This is a genomic window from Enterobacter chuandaensis (assembly GCF_003594915.1).
GTDB lineage: Bacteria > Pseudomonadota > Gammaproteobacteria > Enterobacterales > Enterobacteriaceae > Enterobacter > Enterobacter chuandaensis.
The window spans coordinates 169,756-192,229 of the sequence record NZ_QZCS01000002.1; the positions used below are offsets into that span (position 1 = coordinate 169,756).

General features: G+C 57.5%; 22 protein-coding genes. 11 read left to right on the forward strand and 11 right to left on the reverse strand.

Translation table 11 applies throughout. The features are described 5' to 3' along the window. Positions 1-178: 178 nt before the first annotated feature. Positions 179-1,744: an alkyl hydroperoxide reductase subunit F gene (ahpF, locus tag D5066_RS04005; RefSeq protein ID WP_119915115.1), complete on the reverse strand. Its 1,566-nt coding sequence runs from the start codon at positions 1,742-1,744 to the stop codon at positions 179-181. Between the two features lie 188 nt (positions 1,745-1,932). Further along, positions 1,933-2,496, reverse strand: coding sequence for an alkyl hydroperoxide reductase subunit C (gene ahpC / locus D5066_RS04010; protein WP_008501015.1), 564 nt, complete (start codon positions 2,494-2,496; stop codon positions 1,933-1,935). 623 nt (positions 2,497-3,119) lie between these two features. Here ahpC and citR point away from each other — a divergent pair. The 3 genes from citR to D5066_RS04025 all read left to right on the forward strand — a co-directional run bounded on the left by citR (position 3,120) and on the right by D5066_RS04025 (position 6,026). Continuing rightward, a complete protein-coding gene (gene citR / locus D5066_RS04015) occupies positions 3,120-4,019 on the forward strand; it encodes a DNA-binding transcriptional repressor CitR (RefSeq protein ID WP_119915116.1) in 900 nt (299 codons plus the stop codon). A gap of 172 nt (positions 4,020-4,191) precedes the next feature. Further along, positions 4,192-5,415 carry a phosphoadenosine phosphosulfate reductase gene (locus tag D5066_RS04020; RefSeq protein ID WP_119915117.1) on the forward strand — a complete coding sequence of 408 codons (1,224 nt, stop codon included), beginning with the start codon at positions 4,192-4,194 and terminating at the stop codon, positions 5,413-5,415. Continuing rightward, positions 5,400-6,026, forward strand: coding sequence for an IbrB-like domain-containing protein (locus tag D5066_RS04025; RefSeq protein ID WP_119915118.1), 627 nt, complete (start codon positions 5,400-5,402; stop codon positions 6,024-6,026). The genes D5066_RS04020 and D5066_RS04025 overlap by 16 nt, the downstream gene beginning before the upstream one ends. Here the strand turns inward: D5066_RS04025 and D5066_RS04030 are convergent, their stop codons facing one another. Continuing rightward, positions 6,027-7,187 (reverse strand): pyridoxal phosphate-dependent aminotransferase, encoded by a 1,161-nt coding sequence (locus tag D5066_RS04030; RefSeq protein WP_119915119.1) that lies wholly within the window; start codon positions 7,185-7,187, stop codon positions 6,027-6,029. It lies immediately after the preceding gene. A 247-nt stretch (positions 7,188-7,434) separates the two neighbouring features. On the opposite strand from D5066_RS04030, the gene D5066_RS04035 reads away from it, so the two are divergent. From D5066_RS04035 to D5066_RS04045, 3 genes are read left to right on the forward strand one after another with little or no spacing between them, the layout of a single operon-like run. Further along, a complete protein-coding gene (locus D5066_RS04035) occupies positions 7,435-8,049 on the forward strand; it encodes a methylthioribulose 1-phosphate dehydratase (protein WP_119915120.1) in 615 nt (204 codons plus the stop codon). Further along, entirely contained in the window at positions 8,046-8,735 is a 690-nt protein-coding gene (mtnC, locus tag D5066_RS04040; protein ID WP_080327925.1) for an acireductone synthase, read from the forward strand. The genes D5066_RS04035 and mtnC overlap by 4 nt, the downstream gene beginning before the upstream one ends. Next, positions 8,732-9,274 carry a 1,2-dihydroxy-3-keto-5-methylthiopentene dioxygenase gene (locus D5066_RS04045; protein WP_119915121.1) on the forward strand — a complete coding sequence of 181 codons (543 nt, stop codon included), beginning with the start codon at positions 8,732-8,734 and terminating at the stop codon, positions 9,272-9,274. Before mtnC ends, D5066_RS04045 begins: the two co-directional genes overlap by 4 nt. A gap of 59 nt (positions 9,275-9,333) precedes the next feature. Here D5066_RS04045 and D5066_RS04050 read toward each other — a convergent pair whose 3' ends face one another. Together D5066_RS04050 and mtnA are read right to left on the reverse strand one after the other, a co-directional pair. Then, a complete protein-coding gene (locus tag D5066_RS04050) occupies positions 9,334-9,804 on the reverse strand; it encodes an SRPBCC family protein (protein WP_119915122.1) in 471 nt (156 codons plus the stop codon). Positions 9,805-9,846: 42 nt separating this feature from the next. Next, positions 9,847-10,863, reverse strand: a complete 1,017-nt coding sequence (mtnA, locus tag D5066_RS04055) for an S-methyl-5-thioribose-1-phosphate isomerase (protein WP_119915123.1) — start codon at positions 10,861-10,863, stop codon at positions 9,847-9,849. Between the two features lie 102 nt (positions 10,864-10,965). On the opposite strand from mtnA, the gene mtnK reads away from it, so the two are divergent. Further along, positions 10,966-12,165, forward strand: coding sequence for an S-methyl-5-thioribose kinase (gene mtnK / locus D5066_RS04060; RefSeq protein WP_119915124.1), 1,200 nt, complete (start codon positions 10,966-10,968; stop codon positions 12,163-12,165). Positions 12,166-12,257: 92 nt separating this feature from the next. Here mtnK and D5066_RS04070 read toward each other — a convergent pair whose 3' ends face one another. From D5066_RS04070 to D5066_RS04085, 4 genes are read right to left on the reverse strand one after another with little or no spacing between them, the layout of a single operon-like run. Continuing rightward, on the reverse strand, positions 12,258-13,499 hold the full coding sequence (locus D5066_RS04070; protein ID WP_080327929.1) for an LVIVD repeat-containing protein: 1,242 nt from the start codon (positions 13,497-13,499) through the stop codon (positions 12,258-12,260). Continuing rightward, positions 13,496-14,560, reverse strand: coding sequence for a sugar ABC transporter substrate-binding protein (locus D5066_RS04075; RefSeq protein WP_119915126.1), 1,065 nt, complete (start codon positions 14,558-14,560; stop codon positions 13,496-13,498). The genes D5066_RS04070 and D5066_RS04075 overlap by 4 nt, the downstream gene beginning before the upstream one ends. A 19-nt stretch (positions 14,561-14,579) precedes the next feature. Then, positions 14,580-15,575: an ABC transporter permease gene (locus D5066_RS04080; protein WP_119915127.1), complete on the reverse strand. Its 996-nt coding sequence runs from the start codon at positions 15,573-15,575 to the stop codon at positions 14,580-14,582. Further along, positions 15,572-17,074 (reverse strand): sugar ABC transporter ATP-binding protein, encoded by a 1,503-nt coding sequence (locus D5066_RS04085; protein WP_119915128.1) that lies wholly within the window; start codon positions 17,072-17,074, stop codon positions 15,572-15,574. The genes D5066_RS04080 and D5066_RS04085 overlap by 4 nt, the downstream gene beginning before the upstream one ends. Before the next feature lie 159 nt (positions 17,075-17,233). Between D5066_RS04085 and D5066_RS04090 the strand changes: the two genes are divergently transcribed. The 4 genes from D5066_RS04090 (at position 17,234) to D5066_RS04105 (ending at position 19,987) form a co-directional block, all read left to right on the forward strand. Continuing rightward, complete coding sequence (locus D5066_RS04090) at positions 17,234-18,322, forward strand: oxidoreductase (protein WP_119915129.1); 1,089 nt, start codon at positions 17,234-17,236, stop codon at positions 18,320-18,322. 57 nt (positions 18,323-18,379) lie between these two features. Beyond that, positions 18,380-19,123, forward strand: coding sequence for an SDR family NAD(P)-dependent oxidoreductase (locus tag D5066_RS04095; RefSeq protein ID WP_028012303.1), 744 nt, complete (start codon positions 18,380-18,382; stop codon positions 19,121-19,123). A gap of 182 nt (positions 19,124-19,305) precedes the next feature. Next, positions 19,306-19,608: a type II toxin-antitoxin system RelE family toxin gene (locus tag D5066_RS04100; protein ID WP_017899060.1), complete on the forward strand. Its 303-nt coding sequence runs from the start codon at positions 19,306-19,308 to the stop codon at positions 19,606-19,608. Next, positions 19,583-19,987, forward strand: a complete 405-nt coding sequence (locus tag D5066_RS04105; protein WP_080327934.1) for a helix-turn-helix domain-containing protein — start codon at positions 19,583-19,585, stop codon at positions 19,985-19,987. Before D5066_RS04100 ends, D5066_RS04105 begins: the two co-directional genes overlap by 26 nt. Here the strand turns inward: D5066_RS04105 and D5066_RS04110 are convergent. Continuing rightward, entirely contained in the window at positions 19,984-20,181 is a 198-nt protein-coding gene (locus D5066_RS04110; RefSeq protein WP_006809671.1) for a YbdD/YjiX family protein, read from the reverse strand. The genes D5066_RS04105 and D5066_RS04110 overlap by 4 nt on opposite strands. A gap of 60 nt (positions 20,182-20,241) precedes the next feature. Next, the gene (gene cstA, locus D5066_RS04115) at positions 20,242-22,347 is read right to left on the reverse strand and encodes a pyruvate/proton symporter CstA (protein WP_119915130.1); all 2,106 of its coding nucleotides are present in this window, start codon (positions 22,345-22,347) and stop codon (positions 20,242-20,244) included. Between the last annotated feature and the right edge of the window lie 127 nt (positions 22,348-22,474).

Below are 22,474 nucleotides of genomic sequence, written 5' to 3' on the forward strand. Positions count from 1 at the left end.
TTTATCAACAAAAAACGACGAGATATTATCAGCAGGCTTATTATTTTCTTTGATCGAAGCAGGTAATTAACGCATGAAGGGGTGAATAACGAGGAGAATTACGGATAAAAAAAACCAAAAAATAAAAAAGCCACCCCGTGATGAGGTGGCTACTGCAGGTATGTCTTACTTTCTTTTATTATGCGGTTTTGGTGCGGATCAGGTAGTCAAACGCGCTCAGGGACGCTTTTGCACCTTCGCCAGTTGCGATGATGATCTGCTTGTACGGCACGGTGGTGCAGTCGCCCGCAGCAAACACGCCCTTCACGCTGGTTTCACATTTCGCATCGATGATGATCTCACCCATGCGGTTGCGCTCAATCGCGCCTTCCAGCCAGGTGGTGTTTGGCAGCAGGCCAATTTGTACGAATATCCCCGAAAGCTGGACGCTATGAACGTCGCCGCTTACGCGATCACGGTACTCCAGGCCGGTCACTTTGCTGCCGTCACCCTTCACTTCGGTGGTCTGCGCGTTCAGCACGATGTCGACGTTTTTCAGGCTGCGAACTTTATCCTGCAGAACCTGGTCGGCCTTCATCTCAGGCGCGAACTCCAGCAGCGTCACGTGTTCAACAATACCCGCCAGGTCGATAGCCGCTTCCACGCCGGAGTTACCGCCGCCAATCACCGCCACGCGTTTGCCTTTAAACAGCGGGCCGTCGCAGTGCGGGCAATAGGTCACGCCTTTGGTGCGGTACTGATCTTCGCCCGGCACGTTCATGTTGCGCCATTTCGCCCCGGTGGCAACGATCACGCTGCGCGCTTTCAGCACCGCGCCAGAAGCGGTTTCAATCTGGTGTAAGCCACCTTCCACCGCCGCCGGAATCAGTTTGCTGGCGCTCTGGCTGTCGATGACATCCACCTCGTAATCGCTGACGTGTGCCTTCAGCGCGCCTGCCAGTTTCTGACCTTCGGTTTTCGGCACGGAAATGTAGTTTTCGATGTCAACGGTATCCAGCACCTGTCCGCCAAAGCGTTCGCCCATCAGACCGGTACGGATCCCTTTACGTGCGGAGTAAACCGCAGCCGCCGCCCCCGCCGGGCCGGAGCCGACAATCAGCACGTCGTAGGCATCGCGCTGGTTCAGCGCTTCCGCCGCGCGTTTTTCTGCGCCGGTATCCACTTTGGCGACGATTTCGGTCAGCGTCATGCGACCCTGGCCAAACTCCTGACCATTCAGGTAAACCGCCGGAACACCCATCACGTTGCGCTCGGTAATTTCGTTCTGGAACGTACCGCCGTCAATCGCCGTGTGCTTAATGCGCGGGTTCAACACCGACATCAGGTTCAGCGCCTGCACCACGTCCGGACAGTTGTGGCAGGAGAGCGAGTAGTAGGTTTCAAACGCAAAGTCACCGTCGATATCGCGGATCTGCTCCAGCAGCGCCTGCGCTTCTTTCGATGGATGACCGCCGGTCCACAGCAGCGCCAGCACCAGCGAGGTAAATTCATGTCCCAGCGGAGAGCCGGCGAAGCGCGGCCCCTGGTCAGAGCCTGGGTTAGTAATCAGGAAAGACGGCTTACGAACCGCAAGTGCGTTATCTTCTTTAAAGGTCACTTTCGGCGACAGCTCGGCGATCTCCGCCAGCAGTTCCTTGATCTCTGCCGATTTCGCGCTGTCGTCCAGCGTGGCAATCAGCTCAACAGGTTTGGTCAGTTTCTCAAGGTAGGCCTTGAGCTGGGTTTTCATGTTTGTGTCGAGCATTGTTCTTCCCTCTCTTAAGACGTCATCATGCAAGCTGCCTTATGCGGGCGGCCTGAATGCAACTTGCATCATGGTGCTGGAATGAAATGGGCGCGGGGTGCGCCCATTGATTGCCGGGTGGCACTTCGTTTACCCAGCCTACGATACTGTAGGCCTGTGCAAGCGCAGCGCCGCCAGGCTTTACAGACTTAGATCTTGCCGACCAGGTCTAAAGATGGAGCCAGGGTCGCTTCGCCTTCTTTCCATTTCGCCGGGCACACTTCGCCTGGGTGAGACGCCACGTACTGAGCTGCTTTCACTTTACGCAGCAGGTCAGATGCATCACGGCCGATACCTTCAGCGGTAACTTCGATAGCCTGGATAATGCCCTGCGGGTCAACAACGAAGGTTGCACGGTCTGCCAGGCCTTCATCTTCACGCATGTTGTCGAAGTTACGGGTCAGGGCGCCAGTCGGGTCGCCGATCATCGCGTATTTGATTTTCGCGATGGTTTCGGAGCTGCTGTGCCACGCTTTGTGGGTGAAGTGGGTATCAGTAGACACAGAGTAAACGTCTACGCCCAGCTTCTGCAGTTCGTCGTAGTGGTCTGCCACGTCACCCAGTTCGGTCGGGCAAACGAAGGTGAAGTCAGCCGGATAGAAGAAGAACACGCTCCAGCGGCCTTCGGTATCTTTCTCGGTAACTTCGATGAACTCACCGTTTTTGAACGCCTGGTTTTTGAAAGGTTTAATTTTGGTATTAATCAAAGACATCTGTACTTCCTCCGTGTTTTCGTTGAGATGTAAGGTAACCAACTTTCTTCATCGGGGCTAATGCGTATGCTTTATCAAATCAATCAGCCAAACCTAACAACATCAACAAGACAGTAAGGTGAACCTTTTTAAAGGAAATGCCAAAAGTAAAAAGGCCGCCCCAACGGGCGGCCCTGATACCTGAATTCCCCGCAGGTACATTCAGTGCCAGCCGAAGCTGGCGTTGCGTTGCGCTCTACATCCTTAATAACAAGGCGGTAACAGCGGTTTGATTACACCATCCGTGCAGAGAATGAGCAATCCATAACTGAGACATTCCTGCCTATGGCTGTGATAGGCAGTGTCGAACATCTTTGCGGAGCGTTATAAATCTATTTTTATGATAAAACTATCTCAATATATAAATGACAATTGTCATTCGACGTGCTCACCCTCACTACTAAGATAAAAATATCTTAATCATCTTTGAAGCGCTATTTCAATAATCTGACAGCGTGATATATTTAGTTGAGTTTAATTTAAAATTAAGAGAGTTAACCACAAGGATTGTAAATGGTTAACTTCAAACTATAGTTATCAGTGATGTGATAACCACAGCAAACACGACATCCTCAGGACGAAACATGGCAAATCTCTACGATCTAAAAAAATTCGACCTCAACCTGCTCGTCATTTTTGAATGCATTTATCAGCATCTGAGTATCAGTAAAGCGGCCGAGACGCTCTATATTACGCCCTCTGCGGTGAGCCAGTCACTGCAGCGTCTGCGCGGACAGCTCAACGATCCGTTGTTTATTCGTTCAGGGAAAGGGATTACGCCCACCACCGTCGGCGTCAATCTGCATCATCATCTGGAGCAAAACCTGAATCAGCTTGAGCAGACCATCAACATCATGCACAGCAGCGGATTAAAGAAGAACTTTGTCATTTATTCCCCGCAGTTTATGAGCACGAAAACAATGCTTGAACCGATGAAATTACTCATCAGCAAGTACAACTACTCCGTTGAGTTACATGATGTTTTTCTTGCACCTGATTCAGCGGAGGATCTCTTAGCCTACCGAAAAGCTGACCTGATATTTTCTTTTGCCTCCTCTAACAGTCGTTCAGTTGCCTGCAGTCTGTACTACCAACTTCCTTTTGTTCTTGTCTGTCGGGAAGGGCATCCGCGCATCGGCGCAAACCCGACGCGTGAAGAGATCCTTAATGAAAACTTTACCGCCTACCTGAGCGATGAGAACAGCGTCAGAGATTACCAGGAGAAGGCCGAAAGCATTTTAACCGAAAGAAATATTGTCTATCGCAGCGACTCTTTTATTTCGCTTTTGTCGATGATCAGTTCCTCCGATCTGATCGGATTAGCGCCCACACCGGCCTTTGAACAATATGGCCCAGCTCTTAATCTGCGCAAAATAGAAACAGATATTCAGTTCCCCAGCATTGATATTTACATGATGTATAATCGTTCCGCATTGAATAGCTCCGCCTTCGCGAGTTTCATCGAGGAAATAACCTTACCGTAAGATTCGAACGTGGTTCTCGCCAAAAATGCAGAGCCACGTAATTTCTGAAACATACACCATCGTTATAGAAACAACCGGAATAAACTTTATACATTTATTTATTGACTGATATAATCCTCACACTACTATTGACACCAACGTCTGGTATTTATTACTCAGGATGAGAATAAGCATGTCAATTTATAAGTACCCTCTTAATCAGGATGTTCTTACTGCGGCTCGGGAACGAATAAAATGGACTCTCGAGAATTTACCCAGGACCTGCGTCTCCTTTTCAGGCGGTAAAGATTCCACCGTCATGCTGCATCTTGTTGCCCTTCAGGCGCGGCAGATGAAAACCAAAATAGATGTGCTGTTTATCGACTGGGAAGCACAATTCACCTATACGATTTCCCACGTCGAACACATGCGTGAATTGTACAGCGATGTTATCAGTCATTTCTGGTGGGTCGCCCTTCCCCTCACAACGCAAAATTCACTGTCGCAATTTCAGCCGGAATGGCAATGCTGGGAGCCCGACGCCAGGTGGGTTCGCCAGCCACCTGAAGACGCGATAACCGATCCCTCCTTTTTTCCCTTCTACCAGCCAGGCATGACCTTTGAAGTTTTTGTTCGCAGTTTCTCCGACTGGTATTCAGGCCATCGCCCGGCGGCTATGCTGATTGGTATCCGCGCCGATGAATCCTACAACCGCTTTCTGGCTATCGCGTCGGCACGAAAGCAGCGGTTTGCGGATGATAAGCCCTGGACCACCGTCGCACCCGGGGGACATGCCTGGTATATCTACCCTGTCTACGACTGGAAAACCGCCGATATCTGGACCTGGTTCGCCAAATCGGGATGTTGCTATAACCGCCTTTATGACCTGATGTTTCAGGCTGGCGTACCGCCCCGCTATATGCGCATCTGCGAACCCTTCGGACCGGAGCAACGTCAGGGGTTATGGCTCTACCACGTTGTAGAGCCTGAGCGATGGGCGAATATGTGCGAACGCGTAAACGGTGTGCGCAGCGGTGGGATCTATGCCGGTCACGATAATCATTTTTATGGTCACCGTAAAATACTCAAACCCGAGCACCTTTGCTGGCGCGAATACGCCATGCTGCTGCTCGACAGCATGCCGCAAAATACGGCTGAACATTACCGCAATAAAATCGCCGTTTATCTGCACTGGTATCAGAAGAGAGGCATGGAGGATATTCCCGATACTCAGGAAGGCGATATCGGTGCCAAAGACGTTCCTTCATGGCGCCGTATTTGTAAGGTTTTACTGAATAACGACTACTGGTGCAGAGCACTGTCATTCAGCCCAAACAAACCTAAACATTATCAGCGCTACAGCGACAGAGTGAAGGCTAAGCGCAAGGAGTGGGGCATTTTATGCGACAAAGAATAATCAAAGACATCGAAACGTACCTTGAGTCACTTCCCGAAGAGGACAGAATTAGCGCCATTAACGCCTTTCGCCAGGCACTACATAAAAATAGCCCGTTTGCCGATCAGCCCATCGACTGCGTACTGTGGATCAAACAGGACGCGATCACCGCCAACGATTACAACCCCAACAATGTGGCCCCGCCGGAAAAACGGTTGCTCTGCAAGTCACTGGAACTTGATGGATTCACCCAACCTATTGTTGTGACAGAAAGCGAACCGCAGCATTATGAAATTGTGGATGGTTTTCACCGCCATGAAATTGGCACCAGTCGGGCGGCGCTGAAGCGAACGCTCAGAGGTTACCTGCCCGTCACCTGCCTGCGTCAGGACCGGCAGGATAAACATGACCGCATGGCCGCCACCATCCGACACAACCGGGCACGCGGGAGGCATCAAATCAATGCCATGTCAGATATCATTCGTGAACTTGCCCAGCTTGGCTGGAGCGATGAGAGAATCAGTAAAGAGCTTGGTATGGACAGCGATGAGGTGCTGCGCCTCAAGCAAATCAACGGCCTGCTGGAATTGTTCGCAGACCGTCGCTACTCGGAAGCCTGGACAGTGAAATAATCAGAGCGCGTTCAGACGCTCGGCCGCCGCCAGGAGCGTCTGCTCCTGCTTCGCAAAGCAAAGACGAATCAGCTTATGCGGGAAGGGATCGGCGCAGAATACCGACAGCGGAATAGCGGCCACGCCCGCCTCTTTCGTCAGCCACTGGCAGAAACGCACGTCGTCCAGATCGGAAATCGCGCTGTAGTCAGCGAGCAGGAAATAGGTTCCTTCAGAGGGCAAAATTTCCAGGCGGCTTTTACTCAGCGCATTCACAAACAGATCCCGACGCGCGCGATAAAATTCCGGCAGGTCGCGATAGTGCTGCGGCTCGGCGCGCAGCATGTCCGCCAGCGCCAGCTGGGCAGGCGTGTTCACGGCAAAGGTCAGGTACTGATGAACCTTGCGCAGCTCCGCGCTGATGGCAGCGGGCGCCACGCAGTACCCTACTTTCCAGCCGGTCATATGATAAGTCTTACCGAATGACGACACGGCAACCGCGCGCTCGCGCAGATGCGGATGGGCCAGCACGCTGGCGTGCCCTTCTTTTGCGAAACAGATGTGCTCATAGACTTCGTCGCTCAGTACGTAAATTTCACGTTCGGCAATCCCCTGCCACAGCGCGGCGAAATCGGCTTTTTGCCACACCGTTGCCGACGGGTTGTGCGGCGTATTCAGGATCACCAGGCGGGTTTTATCGCTCAGCAGCGCCGCGAACGCCTGCCAGTCCGGGCGGAAATAGGGAGGCTGGAGCGCCACGCGCTTCACCACGCCGCCGGACAGCTCAATCGCAGGCGCGTAGCTGTCGTAGCTTGGGTCAAAGCAGATCACCTCATCACCGGTACGCACCAGCGCGGTAATGGCCGCATACAGCGCTTCGGTCGCCCCTGCCGTCACCGTGATGTCGCTGTTCGCATCGGGCTTATAGCCGTACAGCTCCGCCGTTTTATCCGCTATCGCTTCCCGCAGGGCCTGCACGCCCGTCATCGGCGCGTACTGGTTTGCCCCCTGCGCCACGTGGTACGCCAGGCGCTCCTGCAAATAGCCCGGTCCGTCAAAATCCGGAAAACCCTGCGAGAGGTTAATGGCGTTGTGCTGCTGCGCCAGGGCGCTCATCTGCGTAAAGATGGTGGTACCGAGACTGGGGAGTTTACTCTGCGGAATCAATGCGTTATTGCTCATTGTCGTGTGCCTGCTTGTAATACTTATGTTGCTGCCACTATAACACGATGTTAGTCTTTGGCAATCAAGACGCTTAGACGTCTATACCCTAAATAATTCGAGTTGCAGGAAGGCGGCAAGGGAACGAATCCCCGGGAGCGTACATAAGTACGTGACTGGGGTGAGTGAGTGCAGCCAACGCACCTGCAACTTGAAGTATGACGGGTATAAACCATATGAATATTCCTGGCCGAGAGGGTAAAAGGAAATGACAGACAACCTGCAACTCACGCAACTGGTCGACGCCTGCCGCTGGATAGGAGCCAAAGGCTGGGCTCCGGCCACCGGCGGCAACATGTCGGTGCGTCAGGACGACCACCTGTGCTGGCTCAGCGAATCCGGCAAAGACAAAGGCAGCCTGACGACGGAAGATTTTCTGCAGGTTGAGATTGCCACCAACCGCGCGCCGTCCGGTCGTAAACCGTCGGCGGAAACCGGGCTGCACACGCTGATTTATCGACTGTTCCCGGAAGCCAACGCCGTTCTGCACGTTCACACGGTTAACGCCACGGTGCTGTCGCGTCTGGTCAAAGACGCCGAGCTCAACATCAGCGGCTTCGAGATGCAAAAATCCCTCACCGGGCAGACCTCGCATCGGGATACGGTCGCTATCCCGGTCTTTGATAACGACCAGGATATCGACGCCCTCGCCTCACGAATCGCCCATTACGCGCAGGATCGCCCGCTTAATTATGGTTTTCTTCTGCGCGGCCATGGCTTAACCTGCTGGGGACGCGACGTGGCCGAAGCCCGCCGTCATCTGGAAGGACTGGAATTCCTGTTTGAATGTGAAATGCGTTTACGCCAACTGGAGAGAGTATGATTCGCGCGATTGTGACGGATATTGAAGGGACCACCAGCGATATTCGTTTTGTCCATGATGTTTTGTTCCCGTACGCACGCGAGCGGCTGGCGGCCTTCGTGACCGCGCAGCAGTACGCCGAGCCGGTGAAATCCATTCTGGACAATCTGCGTGATGAAATCGGTAGCCCTCACGCCAGCGTCAGCGAGCTCACTGACGCCCTGTTTGCCTTTATGGATGAAGACCGCAAATCCACGGCGCTCAAAGCCCTGCAGGGGATCATCTGGCACGACGGCTACGTCAACGGCGACTTTACCGGCCACCTTTACCCTGACGTGCTGCCTGCGCTGGAAAAATGGAAAGCGCAAGGGATTGATCTCTATGTTTATTCCTCTGGCTCTGTCGCCGCGCAGAAACTGTTATTTGGCTACAGCGACGAAGGTGATATTACTCATCTGTTCAGCGGCTATTTTGATACCCACATCGGCGCCAAGCGCGAAGTGCAGTCTTATCAAAATATTGCGGTGCAAACGGGCATCGCGCCGTCGCAGATCCTGTTCCTGTCCGATATTCATCAGGAACTGGACGCGGCTGAACAGGCAGGTTTTCGCACCCTGCAGCTGATTCGCGGTGAAGATGACGGCGCAAGCCATCACCATCAGGTCCACCAGTTTGACGAGATAAATCCGGAGCAGATCCCTTCATGAGCGCATTGACCATTTATTCCGACAAAGACGCCAGCCAGCACCAGTGGCACAGCACCGACGCCGCCGAGATCGCCCAGCAGCTCAACGCTAAAGGCGTGCGCTTCGAACGCTGGGCTGCGGATCGCGATTTAGGGCAGGATCCCGCGCCCGAAGCCGTGATCGAAGCGTATCAGCATGCGATCGACAAGCTGGTCGCAGAGAAGGGTTACCAGAGCTGGGACGTCATTAGCCTGCGCGCCGACAACCCGCAGAAAGAGGCGCTGCGCGCGAAATTTCTGAACGAACACACCCACGGCGAAGACGAAGTGCGCTTTTTCGTGGAGGGCGCGGGATTGTTCTGCCTGCACGTTGGCGATGAGGTGTATCAGGTGCTGTGTGAGAAAAACGACCTGATCTCCGTGCCCGCAGGCACGCCCCACTGGTTTGATATGGGCTCAGAGCCGAACTTTACGGCGATTCGTATTTTCGATAACCCGGAGGGTTGGGTGGCGCAGTTTACGGGTGATGCGATTGCGGATGCGTATCCTCGCCTCGCATAATCTTTTCTCCCTCTCCCTGTGGGAGAGGGCCGGGGTGAGGACATCAGGCCGCTCGGGCTTCAACGTTTCAATCCCTTCACATACCCCACCAGCTGATCCAGCACAACGCCCCACCCTTCGTGGAAGCCCATCTGTTCATGCTGTTCGCGGATTTCCTTCGTCGGGTGGCGCGCAATTGCCGTGTAGCGGGTTTTGCCCTCCCCGACATCCTCCAGCAGCAGGAGCGCCGTCATAAACGGCTTCTCGGCAGGTTTCCAGCCTTCGGTATACCCATCGGTAAAGACCAGCTTTTTACTGGGATCGATTTCAAGAAACACGCCGCGGTTATCCATCCGCTGCCCGTCCACCTCAAACACGGTGTTGAACCGCCCGCCCACGCGCAGGTCAAGGTCGCATTCAGTCACCTTGTGGGGAGCAGGAATGAAGAAGTTTTTGATGTGCTCCGGCGTGGTCCAGCAGAGCCACAGCAGGTCGCGCGGTGCGTCCACCACGCGCTCCAGTTTTAAGTCTGTTTCAGGATCGAGCGTCACGATGTTGTCCTCTTAAGGGAACCCCTTAAAGGATAGTCGGACTCAGGCAAATTTCCCTTCCGCAACCTCCTGGGGCGTGACCACGCCCGAATCCAGCACCCAGCCGCTGATCAGCGAGGCAGGCGTGACGTCAAACGCCGGGTTATAGACCTGCGCGTCTTCCGGTGCCCACTGCACCGCGCCAAAACTTCCGGCGACGCCCGTCACCTCGCTGGCGGCGCGCTGCTCGATCGGGATCGCATCCCCGTTCGGGCAGTCCGGGTCAAGAGTCGTTTGCGGGGCGGCCACGTAGAACGGAATGCCGTGGAACTTCGCCAGCACCGCCAGGGAGTAGGTGCCGATTTTATTCGCCACGTCGCCGTTGGCGGCAATACGGTCTGCCCCCACCCACACGGCGTCCACCTGCCCTTTCGCCATCAGGCTGGCGGCCATAGAGTCGGTAATCAGCTGATACGGCACGCCCAACTCGCCCAGCTCCCACGCGGTCAGCCTGCCGCCCTGTAAGAGCGGACGGGTTTCATCCACCCAGACGCTGCTGACGTTACCGTCCTGATGCGCGCGGGCAATCACGCCCAGCGCGGTACCGACGCCCGCCGTTGCCAGCCCGCCGGTGTTGCAGTGGGTCAGCAGTCGGCTGCCGGGCTTCACCAGCGCGCTGCCCGCTTTCGCAATCGCGTCGCACAGCCGTTTGTCTTCATCAATCAGGCGCAGCGCTTCAGCCACCAGCGCCGGAACGAAATCTTCCTGCCAAAGCGCAATCTTCATGCGGTCGAGATTGTTCATCAGGTTCACCGCTGTCGGGCGGGAGGCGCGCAGGGTTTCCAGCGCTGCCGCCAGTTCGTCGCGGCTTTTGCCGTTTTCCGCCAGCAGCGCCAGGAGCAGGCTTGCAGAAAGACCAATCAGCGGCGCGCCGCGCACCCGCAGGGCGTGGATGTGCCCAACCAGCGCCTCCACCGTCGAGGCATCCAGCCAGCGTTTCTCCTGCGGAAGCGCCTGCTGGTCGAGAATAAAAAGCTGATTATCCGCCACCCGCAGGCTGGTCGTCTGTAATGTCTGCATGTCGTTAATTCCCTGTTGCGTTGTTGTAGCACATTGTGTCAGGATGAAATCCAGATGTATAGACGTCTACATGTCTTAATTAGCAAAACTGAGGAGCAGGCCATGTCGCAATACCGTACCTTTACCGCTCAGGACGCCGTGGAGTATGCCAGGCAGTTTGGCGGACTTGACGATCCTTCAACGCTGGTAGAGGCGCAGGAAATTGGCGACGGCAACCTCAATCTGGTCTTTAAAATTTTCGACCGCGCGGGCGTGAGCCGCATCATCGTTAAGCAGGCGCTGCCCTACGTACGCTGCGTTGGCGAGTCCTGGCCGCTGACGCTGGACCGCGCCCGTCTTGAAGCACAAACCCTGGTCGAGCATTACCAGCACAGCCCGCAGCACACCGTGAAAATCCACCACTACGACCCGGAACTGGCGGTGATGGTGATGGAAGATCTCTCCAGCCATCGCATCTGGCGCGGCGAGCTGATCAACAACATTTACTACCCACAGGCGACGCAGCAGCTGGGCGAATACCTCGCGCACGCGCTCTTCCACACCAGCGACTTCTACCTGCACCCGCACGCGAAAAAAGCGCAGGTGGCGAAATTCATCAACCCGGAGATGTGCGAGATCACCGAAGATCTGTTCTTCAACGATCCGTACCAGATCCACGAGCGCAACAGCTACCCGGCCGAGCTGGAAAATGACGTAGCGGCTCTGCGCGACGACGCCCAGCTAAAAATTGCCGTGGCCTCCCTGAAGCACCGCTTTTTCTCGCATGCCGAAGCGCTGCTGCACGGCGATATCCACAGCGGGTCGATTTTTGTGGCCGACGGCAGCCTGAAGGCCATCGACGCCGAGTTCGGCTATTTCGGGCCGATTGGCTTTGACGTCGGCACCGCCATCGGCAACCTGCTGCTGAACTTCTGCGGCCTGCCGGGGCATCTGGGCATTCGCGATGCCGCCGCCGCGCGCGAGCAGCGCCTGACCGATATTCAGGAGTTGTGGAACACCTTCGCGGAACGCTTCCAGGCGCTGGCAAACGAGAAAGCCCGCGACGCCGCCCTTAGCGCGCCGGGCTATGCCTCCGCGTTCCTGAAAAAGGTCTGGCATGACGCCATCGGCTTCTGCGGCACCGAGCTTATTCGCCGCAGCGTCGGGCTTTCCCACGTCGCGGATATCGACAGCATCCAGGACGAAGCCATGCGCCACGAATGCCTGCGCCACGCAATCGCGCTCGGCAAAGCGCTGATTGTCATTGCCGACCGCATCGACAGCGCGGAAGCGCTGGTAGCAAGGGTGCGGCAGTACAGTTGAGTGCCGTTTGTTTGCCCGGTGGCGCTGCGCTTACCGGGCCTACGGGTGCAAAATGTAGGCCGGGTAAGGCGCAGCCGCCACCCGGCAAAATCTCACCCCAGATACTCAATCACCGACAGCCCGCCGTTATAATCTGTGCTGTAAATAACCCCCTGCGCATCCACAAACACGTCGCATGACTGGATCACCTGCGGACGATTTGGCCGCGTGTCCATCATTCTTTCCGGCGCGGCGGGCACCAGCGCCCCCGTCTCCACCGGTCGATACGGATTGGAAATGTCATATGCGCGCACGCCCGCGTTCTGATACGTGGCAAAAATCAGCGTCGAGCTGACAAAACTCCCTGGCCGGTTCTCGTGCAGGTTATGCGGGCCGAAATGCGCCCCTTTCGCCACGTAGTCAGTTTCGTCCGGCTGCGGGAAGGTAGAAATACTTACCGGGTTCGACGGCTCGCGAATATCAAACAGCCAGATCAGCTTCTCGCCGTCCTCCTGGTTGTCCAGCACCGCTTCGTCCAGCACCACCAGCAGGGAGCGGTCCGGCAGCGGCAGCGCGGTGTGCGTCCCGCCGCCAAACGGTGGGCTCCAGTTGCGGTGGCTAATGAGCTTAGGCTGGGTACGATCCTTCACGTCCAGCAGCGTCAGGCCGCCGTCGCGCCAGCTGCCGTACGCGGTATCCCCCGCGATAATCGCGTGGTGCAGCGCGTAACGTTTCCCTTCCGGCCAGTTCGGCTTCTCCCCTTCTGCCTGGTTCATCCCCGGCAGCCACCAGCGCCCCGCCACCTCGGGCTTACGCGGGTCCGCCAGGTCGATGGTCAGGAATATGTAATCGGTAAAGCCGTCGATCAGCGCTGACACGTACGCCCAGCGCCCGCCGACGTACCAGATGCGATGAATGCCGATGCCGCTCAGCGACAGAAAGCCGATTTCGCGCGGCCTGTCCGGTGTGGAGATATCAAAAACGCGAAGCCCGGCGCTCCAGCCTTTGTTCTGCACGTCGCTGACGGTCTCCCCCACCTGGCGGGTGTAGTAGACCTTCTCGTCAGCAAAGCGCGCATCGGCAAACAGATCCCGGGCGTTAATCACCAGCAGCAGGTCGTCATGCGCCTGTAAATGGACGTTCCAGGTGCCGGGCGGCGCGGGCACGTAGCCTGCCGCTTTCGGGTTCTTCGGGTCGCGCACGTCCACAATCGAAAAGCCCTGCGACACCATATGTCCAATATACGCAAAGCCGCGGTGCACCATCAGCTGAACACCGTCCGGACGCCCGCCCTGGTCGCTATGGCCAATCAGCCGCATATTGCGGCTGTATTCTGGCGTAGGAAGCCTGCTCATTTATTTTTCGCTTCCAGCGTCGCAAACCACGGCGCGATGAAATCTTCCGTCTGACCCCAGCCCGGAATGATTTTCCCCAGAGACGCCACGTTCACCGGGCCCGGCTGGGCGGTCAGCAGCGCCTGCGGAATAGCCGCCGCTTTGAAATCGTAGGTTGCCGGCGTCGCTTCTCCGGCAATCTTATTGGCGATCAGACGCACGTTGGTCGCGCCAATCAGCTTCGGATCTACCGCCACGCTCACCTTCCACGGGCTACCCGGCTCGCGCATCAGCTGCAGATCCTGATTGGAAATGTCGATGCTGTAGAGCTTGATCTCGGTGCGGCCGTTCTCTTTCAGCGCCTTATACGCGCCCTGGCTGAAGGCGTCCCAGGTGCCCCAGATAGCGTCGATTTTGCCTTTCGGGTATTTCGCCAGGATCGCGCCTACCTTGTTGGCGGTATCGCCCTGCACGTCAGAGGAGACCGCGCCGATAGATTCCAGCTCTTTGATATCCGGGTACTGCTTTTGCAGCTCTTTATAGGCTGCCTGACGGCGCTCCATCGGCGGGAAGCCCGCCACCCACAGCTTGACGATATTGGCCTTGCCGTTAAAATCTTTCGCCAGCTGGCCGAAGGAGAGGTTCGTCAGGGAGGCATCGTCCTGCTGGGTCACGGTCACGCCCGGGATCTCGCCGTTCACGGCGGTATCAAACACGGCGACCTTGATCCCGGCATCCACCGCCTTCTTCACCAGCGCGGTGGAGTACGGGTCGCGTCCCTGAGAGAGAATAATCCCGTCGTATTTCTGGCTAATGGCCTGGTTAACAAAGTCCTGGAATTTGGCATCATCGCCGTTGCTCAAAAAGGTGCTGACCTTAAAGCCAAGCTTCTTCCCTTCCTGAATCGCCCCGGCAACAAACTGCGTGGTGTTGTCGTCCGAGCCCAGGTTACGGATCACCGCGATACGGATCGGACCGTCGTGGTTGGCAATGGCAGCAGGAACCGGCGCGGGCGTAGCCGCGAAGCCCGGCAGTGCCGTGAGTAACCCAAGAGCCACCAAAGAGAGCGCAATCTTTTTCATTTTTTATCCCGTTGTGTTGTCAGCGTTTTTGTATGTAGGTAATCGCCAGCGCCACCGCGAGCACCAGCCCTTTTATAATGTCCATGGCGTAATACGGCACGGAGAGCATCACCAGCCCGTTGGAGAGTACGCCGAGGATCACCGCCCCCACCAGCGTCCCCAGCGCGTTCGGCTTGCCGGAACCTGCCAGCGAGAAGCCAATCCACGCCGCCGCCACCGCATCCATCAGATACCCGCCGCCCGCGTTCACCTGCGACGACCCGATGCGCGAGGCCAGCAGGATCCCGCCCAGCCCCGCCAGCAGCGAGGCGATCACGTAAGCCGCCACCTTGTAGCGCGTGGTGCGAATGCCGGAGAGGCGCGCGGCTTCGGGGTTGCCGCCGATGGCGTACATCCGGCGTCCGTGCGTGGTCAGCGACAGCCCAAGCTGCGCCAGCAGGGTCACCGCCAGCATGATGATGACGATGGTCGGCACCTGCCCCAGCAGGCTGAACGCCGCCGGAATGGTGCCTTCCGCCATGTCGCCGCTCGGCAGCACCATGTTCTCGGTAATCGACCCGCCGTAGCTGTAGGTCATCGCCACGCCCTGAATTACAAACAGGCTGGCAAGCGTCGCGAGCATGTCCGGAATACGCAGGATGACGATCAGGAAAGCGTTGAACAGCCCCACCAGCGTGCAGAGCGCGAGGGTGATCAGAATCGACTCGGTGGTACCGAAGCCGTGCCAGACGAAAAGGGAAATCACCAGCGCGTTCGCCAGCGAGGCGGTAGATCCCACGGAGAGGTCGAACCCGCCGACGGTCAACGAAATCGACACGCCAACGGCAATCACCGTCACGATGGCAATTGAGCGCAGAATGTTGATGATGTTATTCGGGTCGAGGAAGCTGTCTGACGCCAGGCCAAAGACGGCCACCAGCGCGACGACGGTCAGCAGCATGCCCCACTTATAAAGAAAATCAAAAAGTTGCTGACGGCCAGACGCCGCCGCGGTCACTGAAAGGGCCTTGCTCACGACGCCGTTCCTCCGGTTGAATAATAAAGTAGTGTCTCTTCGCGGGCCTCGGCCCCGGCGATCTCCGCCACGATGCGCCCGTCCCACAGCACGCAGATGCGGTCACACAATCCCACCAGCTCGGCAAACTCGCCCGAGGCGTAAATCACCCCTTTGCCCTCGCGCGCCAGGCCGTCGATCAGCTGGAACAGGTCGGTTTTGGCCTTCACGTCCACGCCTTTGGTCGGCTCGTCGAATATCAGCACACTGGCGTCATTACGCAGCCATTTACCGATGGCGACCTTCTGCTGGTTGCCGCCAGATAAGCGGCGCAGCACCTGCCCCGGCCCACGCGCACGCACGCCGACGCGGGCAATCACCTCTTCCGCCCAGCGCCACGCCTGACGATGGCCGAACAGGCTCCAGCGCGAAAAGCTGTTATCGGCGGACACGGCCAGGTTCATGCTCACCGGCTCATCGATAAAGATGCCCTCTTTGCGCCGCTCTTCCGGCACCAGCGCCAGCCCGCGCAGCACGGAATCTGCCGGGTCACGCGGTTTCCAGTCCTGATGGTTCAGCTCGCCGCGCGCCACGCGGCTTTTGGTGGCGCCAAACAGCGCCTTGCAGAGTTCGGTTTTCCCCGCCCCCGCCAGCCCGGCAATGCCGAGGATTTCACCTTTGCGCAGGTGCAGGGAGATATCTTTCAGCAGCGCGTCGTCGTGCAGCCCCTCAACGCGCAGCAGCGTCTCGTCGCCGTGCGGCGGCCGCGCGGGCGGATAAATATCGCTCAGCACGTGGCCAAGCATCTTCTCAACGATCTCTTCGCCGCTCAGATCCGCCATCGGACCGGACTCAATCAGCTTGCCGTCGCGCAGCACCGTCAGGGTGTCGCAGATGGCCTTCAGCTCGTGAATGCGGTGGGAGATAAACACCACGCCGATCCCCTGCTGCTTTAAACGTCTCACTACCGCAAACAGGCGCTCGCTTTCGTGCGCGTCCAGCGGCGCGGTGGGCTCATCGAGAATTAAAAAACGGCAGTGGTGTGACAAGGCGCGTGCCAGCAAAATCTGCTGCTTTTCGGCCAGGGAACAGCTGTCGATGGCGCGGCGAACGTCAAGTGACACGTCGAGCTGCGCCAGCGCCTGCCTCGCCTGCTGGCGAACGGTGCGCCAGCGGTAGCGATGCCCCGGCTGCGCCAGCTGGTCGAGCATGATATTTTCGGCAATGCTTAGCCCCGGGATCAGCGCCACGTCCACTTCCTGCTGCACGAGGTGAATACCCAGCCGCTTAGCGTCCAGCGGCTCGCGGATGGTTACCGGATGGTTGTTGATGCTGATCTCGCCCTCATAGTGGTCGTGCGTCCCGCACAGCACCGCCATCAGCGTTGATTTCCCCGCGCCGTTGGCACCGGTCAGCGCGTGTACCGACCCGCCGTTCAGGGTGAAATCCACGCGCGACAGCGCCTGAAAGCCGGAAAAGGCCAGGCTGATACCGCGCATTTCAAGGCGACTGGAAACCATCCGCGTAAATCCTTCATTACTCTTCTGATTTATCGAATTTTTCACAGCTCCGGTTGACTGACAACGACGGAAAAGGCATAAGATAAAGCGAAATATTATTAGCCATCCGGATGTCCAGACATAACATCGGGTTAGCGCTTGCGAAAAAAGGACAACATCATGAGCAACACCGACATCCGCGTCGTGCCCGGCCCGGCGAACTACTTCTCTCATTCCGGCAGCCTTGCGCAGCTGGATAACTTCTTTACCCCGGAACAGCTTTCCCGCGCGGTGTGGATTTACGGCGAGCGCGCAATAGAGGGCGCGCGCCCGTTCCTGCCGGAGAGTTTTAACGCACCTGGAGCGAAGCACCTGCTGTTTAAAGGCCACTGCAGCGAGCGTGACGTCACCCATCTGGTGAATGAATCCGGCAGCGATGCCAGCGTGGTGATTGGCGTCGGCGGCGGCGCGGTGATGGATACCGTCAAGGCCGTGGCGCGCCGCCTGGGGGTGCCGTTCGTGGGCATCCCCACCATCGCAGCCACCTGTGCGGCGTGGACCCCGCTCTCCGTCTGGTACAACGATGCCGGCCAGGCGCTGCAGTTTGAGATCTTCGACGACGCCAACTTCCTGGTACTGGTGGAGCCGCAGATCGTCCTCAATGCTCCGGCGGAATACCTGCTGGCGGGCATCGGCGATACGCTGGCGAAGTGGTACGAGGCGGTGGTATTGGCACCTGAGCCGGAAAACCTGCCGCTGACCGTGCGGCTGGGCATCAACGGCGCGCTGGCGATCCGCGACGTGCTGCTGGAGCACAGCGAGGAAGCGCTGACTGACCAGCAGCGCGGCAAACAAACCCAGGCGTTCAGGGATGTGGTGGATGCCATTATTGCCGGCGGCGGGATGGTCGGCGGCCTGGGCGAACGCTATACCCGCGTGGCGGCGGCGCATGCGGTCCACAACGGCTTAACCGTACTGCCACAGACGGAAAAATACCTGCACGGCACCAAGGTGGCCTACGGCATTCTGGTGCAGAGCGCCCTGCTCGGCCAGGACGACGTGCTGGCGCAGCTGGTGACGGCGTACCGGCGCTTCAACCTGCCGACCACGCTTCGCGAGCTGGACGTTGATATCAATAACCGCGACGAGCTGGATAAGGTTATCGCCCACACCCTGCGCCCGGTGGAGTCGATTCACTATCTGCCGGTTGCGTTAAGCCCCGACGTTCTGAGCGCCGCGTTTGAGAAAGTGGAATCCTTCAGCCGTTAATCTCGCCGACAGGCTATACCTAATGATGATTCTCACCACTCTCCTAACGAGGTCATCATGCAGATCGATTTAACAGGTAAAAAGGCGCTGGTTACCGGCGCCAGCCGCGGGCTGGGTCGGGCTATCGCGCTGTCGCTGGCGCGCGCCGGTGCCGACGTGGTTATTACGTATGAAAAATCTGCCGACAAAGCCCAGGCGGTTGCCGATGAAATTAAAGCGCTTGGGCGGCACGGCGAGGCGATTCAAGCTGACAGCGCCAGCGCGCAGGCGATTCAGGACGCCGTCACCCATGCGGCGCGTTCTCTTGGCGGGCTGGACATTCTGGTCAACAACGCCGGGATTGCGCGCGGCGGCCCGCTGGAATCGATGACGCTGGCGGACATCGACGCCCTTATCAACGTCAACATTCGCGGCGTGGTGATCGCCATTCAGGAAGCGCTTGTGCACATGTCTGACGGCGGACGCATCATTAATATCGGCAGCTGTCTGGCAAACCGCGTGGCGCAGCCGGGCATCGCCGTTTACTCGATGACCAAATCTGCACTGAACTCCCTTACCCGCGGGCTGGCGCGCGACCTGGGACCACGCGGTATTACCGTTAACCTGGTGCACCCCGGACCGACCAACAGCGATATGAACCCGGAGGACGGGGAACAGGCTGACTCTCAGCGTCAGCTTATTGCCCTGGGCCATTACGGCCAGCCGGAAGACGTCGCGGCAGCGGTTACCTTTCTTGCCAGCCCGGCTGCCGGTCAGATCTCCGGTACCGGTCTGGACGTGGACGGCGGTTTGAACGCCTGATCGCAAATTTCTACAAGCCTCTGTCGCCCGGCAGAGGCCTTTCCGAGCAGCCTCGACGGTTTGCGTTTTGCCTCTTACCTGCGTTTTTTCTCCGCTCTACAGTACCCCATAAGAAATTCGGAATTTATCTAATAGTCTTATTATTTCCTTATATTTTGTGTGGGCGTACAGTGGAGGTACGGATGAAGATCGTCTGGTCAAAAACAGCAGAGAAGCAATTTTCTAAAATCGATACGCGATATCAGAACCGCATTAAATTCAGGCTGGAGAAGATGGATGATAAAACATCACCTGTCGCGGATATCAAGAAATTATCTTCTCCCGAAAACCACTACAGGCTGCGATTAGGTGATTACAGGGTCATTTACACCTTCGGAGACCCGCCGGGTGACACCTGCTACGTAGTGGCGGTAAAACGCCGGACAACCACCACCTACCTTCATGAGGAGCATACGGAATATGACTATTCAGTTCATCAAGGATGAAGAAGGCAAAAAACAGTATGTTGTCATTCCCTACGATGAATATTTTCGCATGCGTTTAGCCATGCTTGAGTACGATGACGATGATGAAAACGACTGGGAAGACATCCCTTACGAATCAGACATCTACGATAACGTAGGTTTACCGGGTGAAGTATGCGACATCATGCATAACGAGAATGTCAGCCTGCAGGCCGCGTGGCGTATCCTGCGCGGGCTATCCCAGCAGGAGGTGGCGGAGAAACTTGGCATCAGCCAGTCCGCCGTGTCACAGCTGGAAGCGCTGGACTCCCGACCGCAAAAGCGCACCCGCGAAAAGCTCGCGGCGATCTACGGCTGTAAGCAGGAGCAGATCAGCCTCTATTTACCAAAAGAGGGTTAACAGCACTTCGCCCCGCCCTTGCCGCCGTAGCGGGCGTCCTGGCGGTCGCGGAAAAATTCTTCGTAGGTCATGGGCGTCTGGTCCGGATGGTTGACGCGCATATGCTCGACGTAGTTATCGTAATCCGGCACGCCGATCATCATTTTAGCGGCCTGGCCCAGGTATTTACCTGCTTTGGAAAGGGTGTCGAACATAGTTCTGATCTCACAGGAAATGTAGGCCGGGTAAGGCGAAGCCGCCACCCGGCACACGGGTTAATGCGCCCCTTTCGCCTGGGTCACAATCTCTTCCAGGTTTTCAGGCATCGGCTCATACGGTGTCTCTTTCGCCGTTGGCTTGTCGACTTTCAGCGCAGCCAGCGCGGTCTTGAGAGAATACAACGCCAGCACCACAACCACCACCATAAAGAAGATGGTCAGCCCGGCGTCCAGACGGTTGTTAAACACCAGCTGCGACAGCTGCGACTCGGTGTACTGAGCCGGGATCTTGCCGCTGTCGATCATCGCCTGGAACTTGTTGGCGATCGCCAGGAAGCCCACCTTGTTGTCCGGGCTGAAGGCTTTCTGCCAGCCCGCCGTCAGGGTACAGATTAGCAGCCACGCGGTTGGCACCAGCGCCACCCACGCGTAACGCTGGCGCTTCATCTTGAACAGCACCACCGCACAGAGCATCAGCGCCATGCCCGCCAGCATCTGGTTGGCGATACCGAACAGCGGCCACAGGGTGTTAATCCCGCCAAGCGGATCGACCACGCCCTGATGCAGGAAATAGCCCCACGCCAGCACGCACAGCGCCGTCGCCAGCAGGTTAGCCGGGAGCGAGTCGGTACGCTTCAGGTTCGGGGAGATTACCCCCAGCAGATCCTGCAGCATAAAGCGCGCCGCACGGGTTCCCGCATCCACCGCCGTCAGGATAAACAGCGCCTCGAACAGGATCGCGAAGTGATACCAGAACGACACGTCCATCAGCCCGCCCAGCGCGCCGTGAAGGATGTAGGCCATGCCCACCGCAAGCGTAGGCGCCCCGCCCGCGCGGGAGATGATCGACTGCTCGCCCACCTCATTAGCGATATGCGTCAGCGTTTCCGGAGTAATGGCAAAGCCCCAGCCGCTCACCACCTGCGCGGCGGATGCCACCACGTCAGCGGTGCCCGCCGGGGCCAGTACCGCCATCGGGCTGTTCATCGCGAAGTAGACGCCCGGGTCGATAATACAGGCCGAGACCAGCGCCATGATGGCGACGAAAGACTCCATCAGCATGCCGCCGTAGCCGATCAGGCAGGCCTGATTTTCATTCGCCAGCATCTTCGGCGTGGTGCCGGAGGCAATCAGCGCGTGGAAGCCGGACACTGCCCCGCAGGCGATGGTGATAAACAGGAACGGGAACAGGTTGCCAGTCCAGACCGGGCCGGTGCCGTCAATAAACTTGGTCAGCGCAGGCATGGTCAGGGTTGGACGCATAATCAGAATGCCGATGGCCAGCCCGACGATGGTACCGATTTTCAGGAAGGTAGAGAGGTAGTCACGCGGGGCCAGCAGCAGCCACACCGGCAGCACCGCCGCCACGAAGCCGTAGCCCACCAGCATCCAGGTCAGCTGTACGCCGGTAAAGTCGAAGAACGGCGCCCACGTTGGGCTTTCCGCCACCCAGCCGCCGGAGATAATCGCGAACACCAGGAACACCAGGCCAATCACGGACACTTCACCAATGCGGCCCGGGCGCAGGTAGCGTATGTAGATCCCCATAAACAGCGCCAACGGAATGGTGAAGGCGACGGTATATGTCCCCCACGGGCTGTGGGTCAACGCTTTCACCACGATCATCGCCAGCACCGCGAGGATAATCACCATGATCATAAAGGTCGCCACCAGCGCAATCACCCCGGCGGTTGCCCCCATCTCCTCTTTCACCAGCTCGCCCAGAGAACGGCCGTCACGGCGGGTGGAGACAAACAGCACCATAAAGTCCTGCACCGCACCCGCCAGCACCACGCCCGCGAGGATCCAGATCATCCCCGGCAGGTAGCCCATCTGCGCCGCCAGCACCGGCCCCACCAGCGGGCCCGCCCCGGCAATCGCCGCAAAATGGTGACCGAACAGCACTTTTTTGTCGGTCGGCACGTAGTCCAGGCCATCGTTGTGGCGAACGGCAGGCGTCATGCGCGTTGCGTCAACGCCCAGTACGTTCTTCGCGATATAGCGGCCATAAAAACGGTACGCGATCAGATAAATGCAGACGGAGGCGACCACGATCCAGAGCGCATTGATCTGTTCCCCCCGGTTGAGGGCGATATAGCCCAGGGCAAAGGCTCCCACAACGGAGAGCCCTGCCCACATAAGGTATTTCCCTGAGTTGTTCATAGTTGTTGTCCGTTGTTGTGAAACAGTGAGATGTTACATTTTGTTTCTAGAACAACGGATAAAATTTAACAACTTTGAAACGCAATAATGCGTGGTCAAACCAGAGATTTACACCACAGTGTTAAGC

Bases quoted from the DNA above. Each gene is read 5' to 3' on its own strand.
- D5066_RS04020 (WP_119915117.1), top strand. From the start codon at position 4,192: ATGTCAATTTATAAGTACCCTCTTAATCAGGATGTTCTTACTGCGGCT.
- mtnK (WP_119915124.1), top strand. From the start codon at position 10,966: ATGTCGCAATACCGTACCTTTACCGCTCAGGACGCCGTGGAGTATGCC.
- D5066_RS04095 (WP_028012303.1), top strand. From the start codon at position 18,380: ATGCAGATCGATTTAACAGGTAAAAAGGCGCTGGTTACCGGCGCCAGC.
- D5066_RS04105 (WP_080327934.1), top strand. From the start codon at position 19,583: ATGACTATTCAGTTCATCAAGGATGAAGAAGGCAAAAAACAGTATGTT.
- D5066_RS04035 (WP_119915120.1), top strand. From the start codon at position 7,435: ATGACAGACAACCTGCAACTCACGCAACTGGTCGACGCCTGCCGCTGG.
- cstA (WP_119915130.1), bottom strand. From the start codon at position 22,347: ATGAACAACTCAGGGAAATACCTTATGTGGGCAGGGCTCTCCGTTGTG.
- D5066_RS04110 (WP_006809671.1), bottom strand. From the start codon at position 20,181: ATGTTCGACACCCTTTCCAAAGCAGGTAAATACCTGGGCCAGGCCGCT.
- ahpF (WP_119915115.1), bottom strand. From the start codon at position 1,744: ATGCTCGACACAAACATGAAAACCCAGCTCAAGGCCTACCTTGAGAAA.
- D5066_RS04085 (WP_119915128.1), bottom strand. From the start codon at position 17,074: ATGGTTTCCAGTCGCCTTGAAATGCGCGGTATCAGCCTGGCCTTTTCC.
- D5066_RS04070 (WP_080327929.1), bottom strand. From the start codon at position 13,499: ATGAGCAGGCTTCCTACGCCAGAATACAGCCGCAATATGCGGCTGATT.
- D5066_RS04030 (WP_119915119.1), bottom strand. From the start codon at position 7,187: ATGAGCAATAACGCATTGATTCCGCAGAGTAAACTCCCCAGTCTCGGT.
- D5066_RS04025 (WP_119915118.1), top strand. From the start codon at position 5,400: ATGCGACAAAGAATAATCAAAGACATCGAAACGTACCTTGAGTCACTT.
- D5066_RS04100 (WP_017899060.1), top strand. From the start codon at position 19,306: ATGAAGATCGTCTGGTCAAAAACAGCAGAGAAGCAATTTTCTAAAATC.
- D5066_RS04090 (WP_119915129.1), top strand. From the start codon at position 17,234: ATGAGCAACACCGACATCCGCGTCGTGCCCGGCCCGGCGAACTACTTC.
- mtnC (WP_080327925.1), top strand. From the start codon at position 8,046: ATGATTCGCGCGATTGTGACGGATATTGAAGGGACCACCAGCGATATT.
- ahpC (WP_008501015.1), bottom strand. From the start codon at position 2,496: ATGTCTTTGATTAATACCAAAATTAAACCTTTCAAAAACCAGGCGTTC.
- D5066_RS04045 (WP_119915121.1), top strand. From the start codon at position 8,732: ATGAGCGCATTGACCATTTATTCCGACAAAGACGCCAGCCAGCACCAG.
- mtnA (WP_119915123.1), bottom strand. From the start codon at position 10,863: ATGCAGACATTACAGACGACCAGCCTGCGGGTGGCGGATAATCAGCTT.
- D5066_RS04075 (WP_119915126.1), bottom strand. From the start codon at position 14,560: ATGAAAAAGATTGCGCTCTCTTTGGTGGCTCTTGGGTTACTCACGGCA.
- citR (WP_119915116.1), top strand. From the start codon at position 3,120: ATGGCAAATCTCTACGATCTAAAAAAATTCGACCTCAACCTGCTCGTC.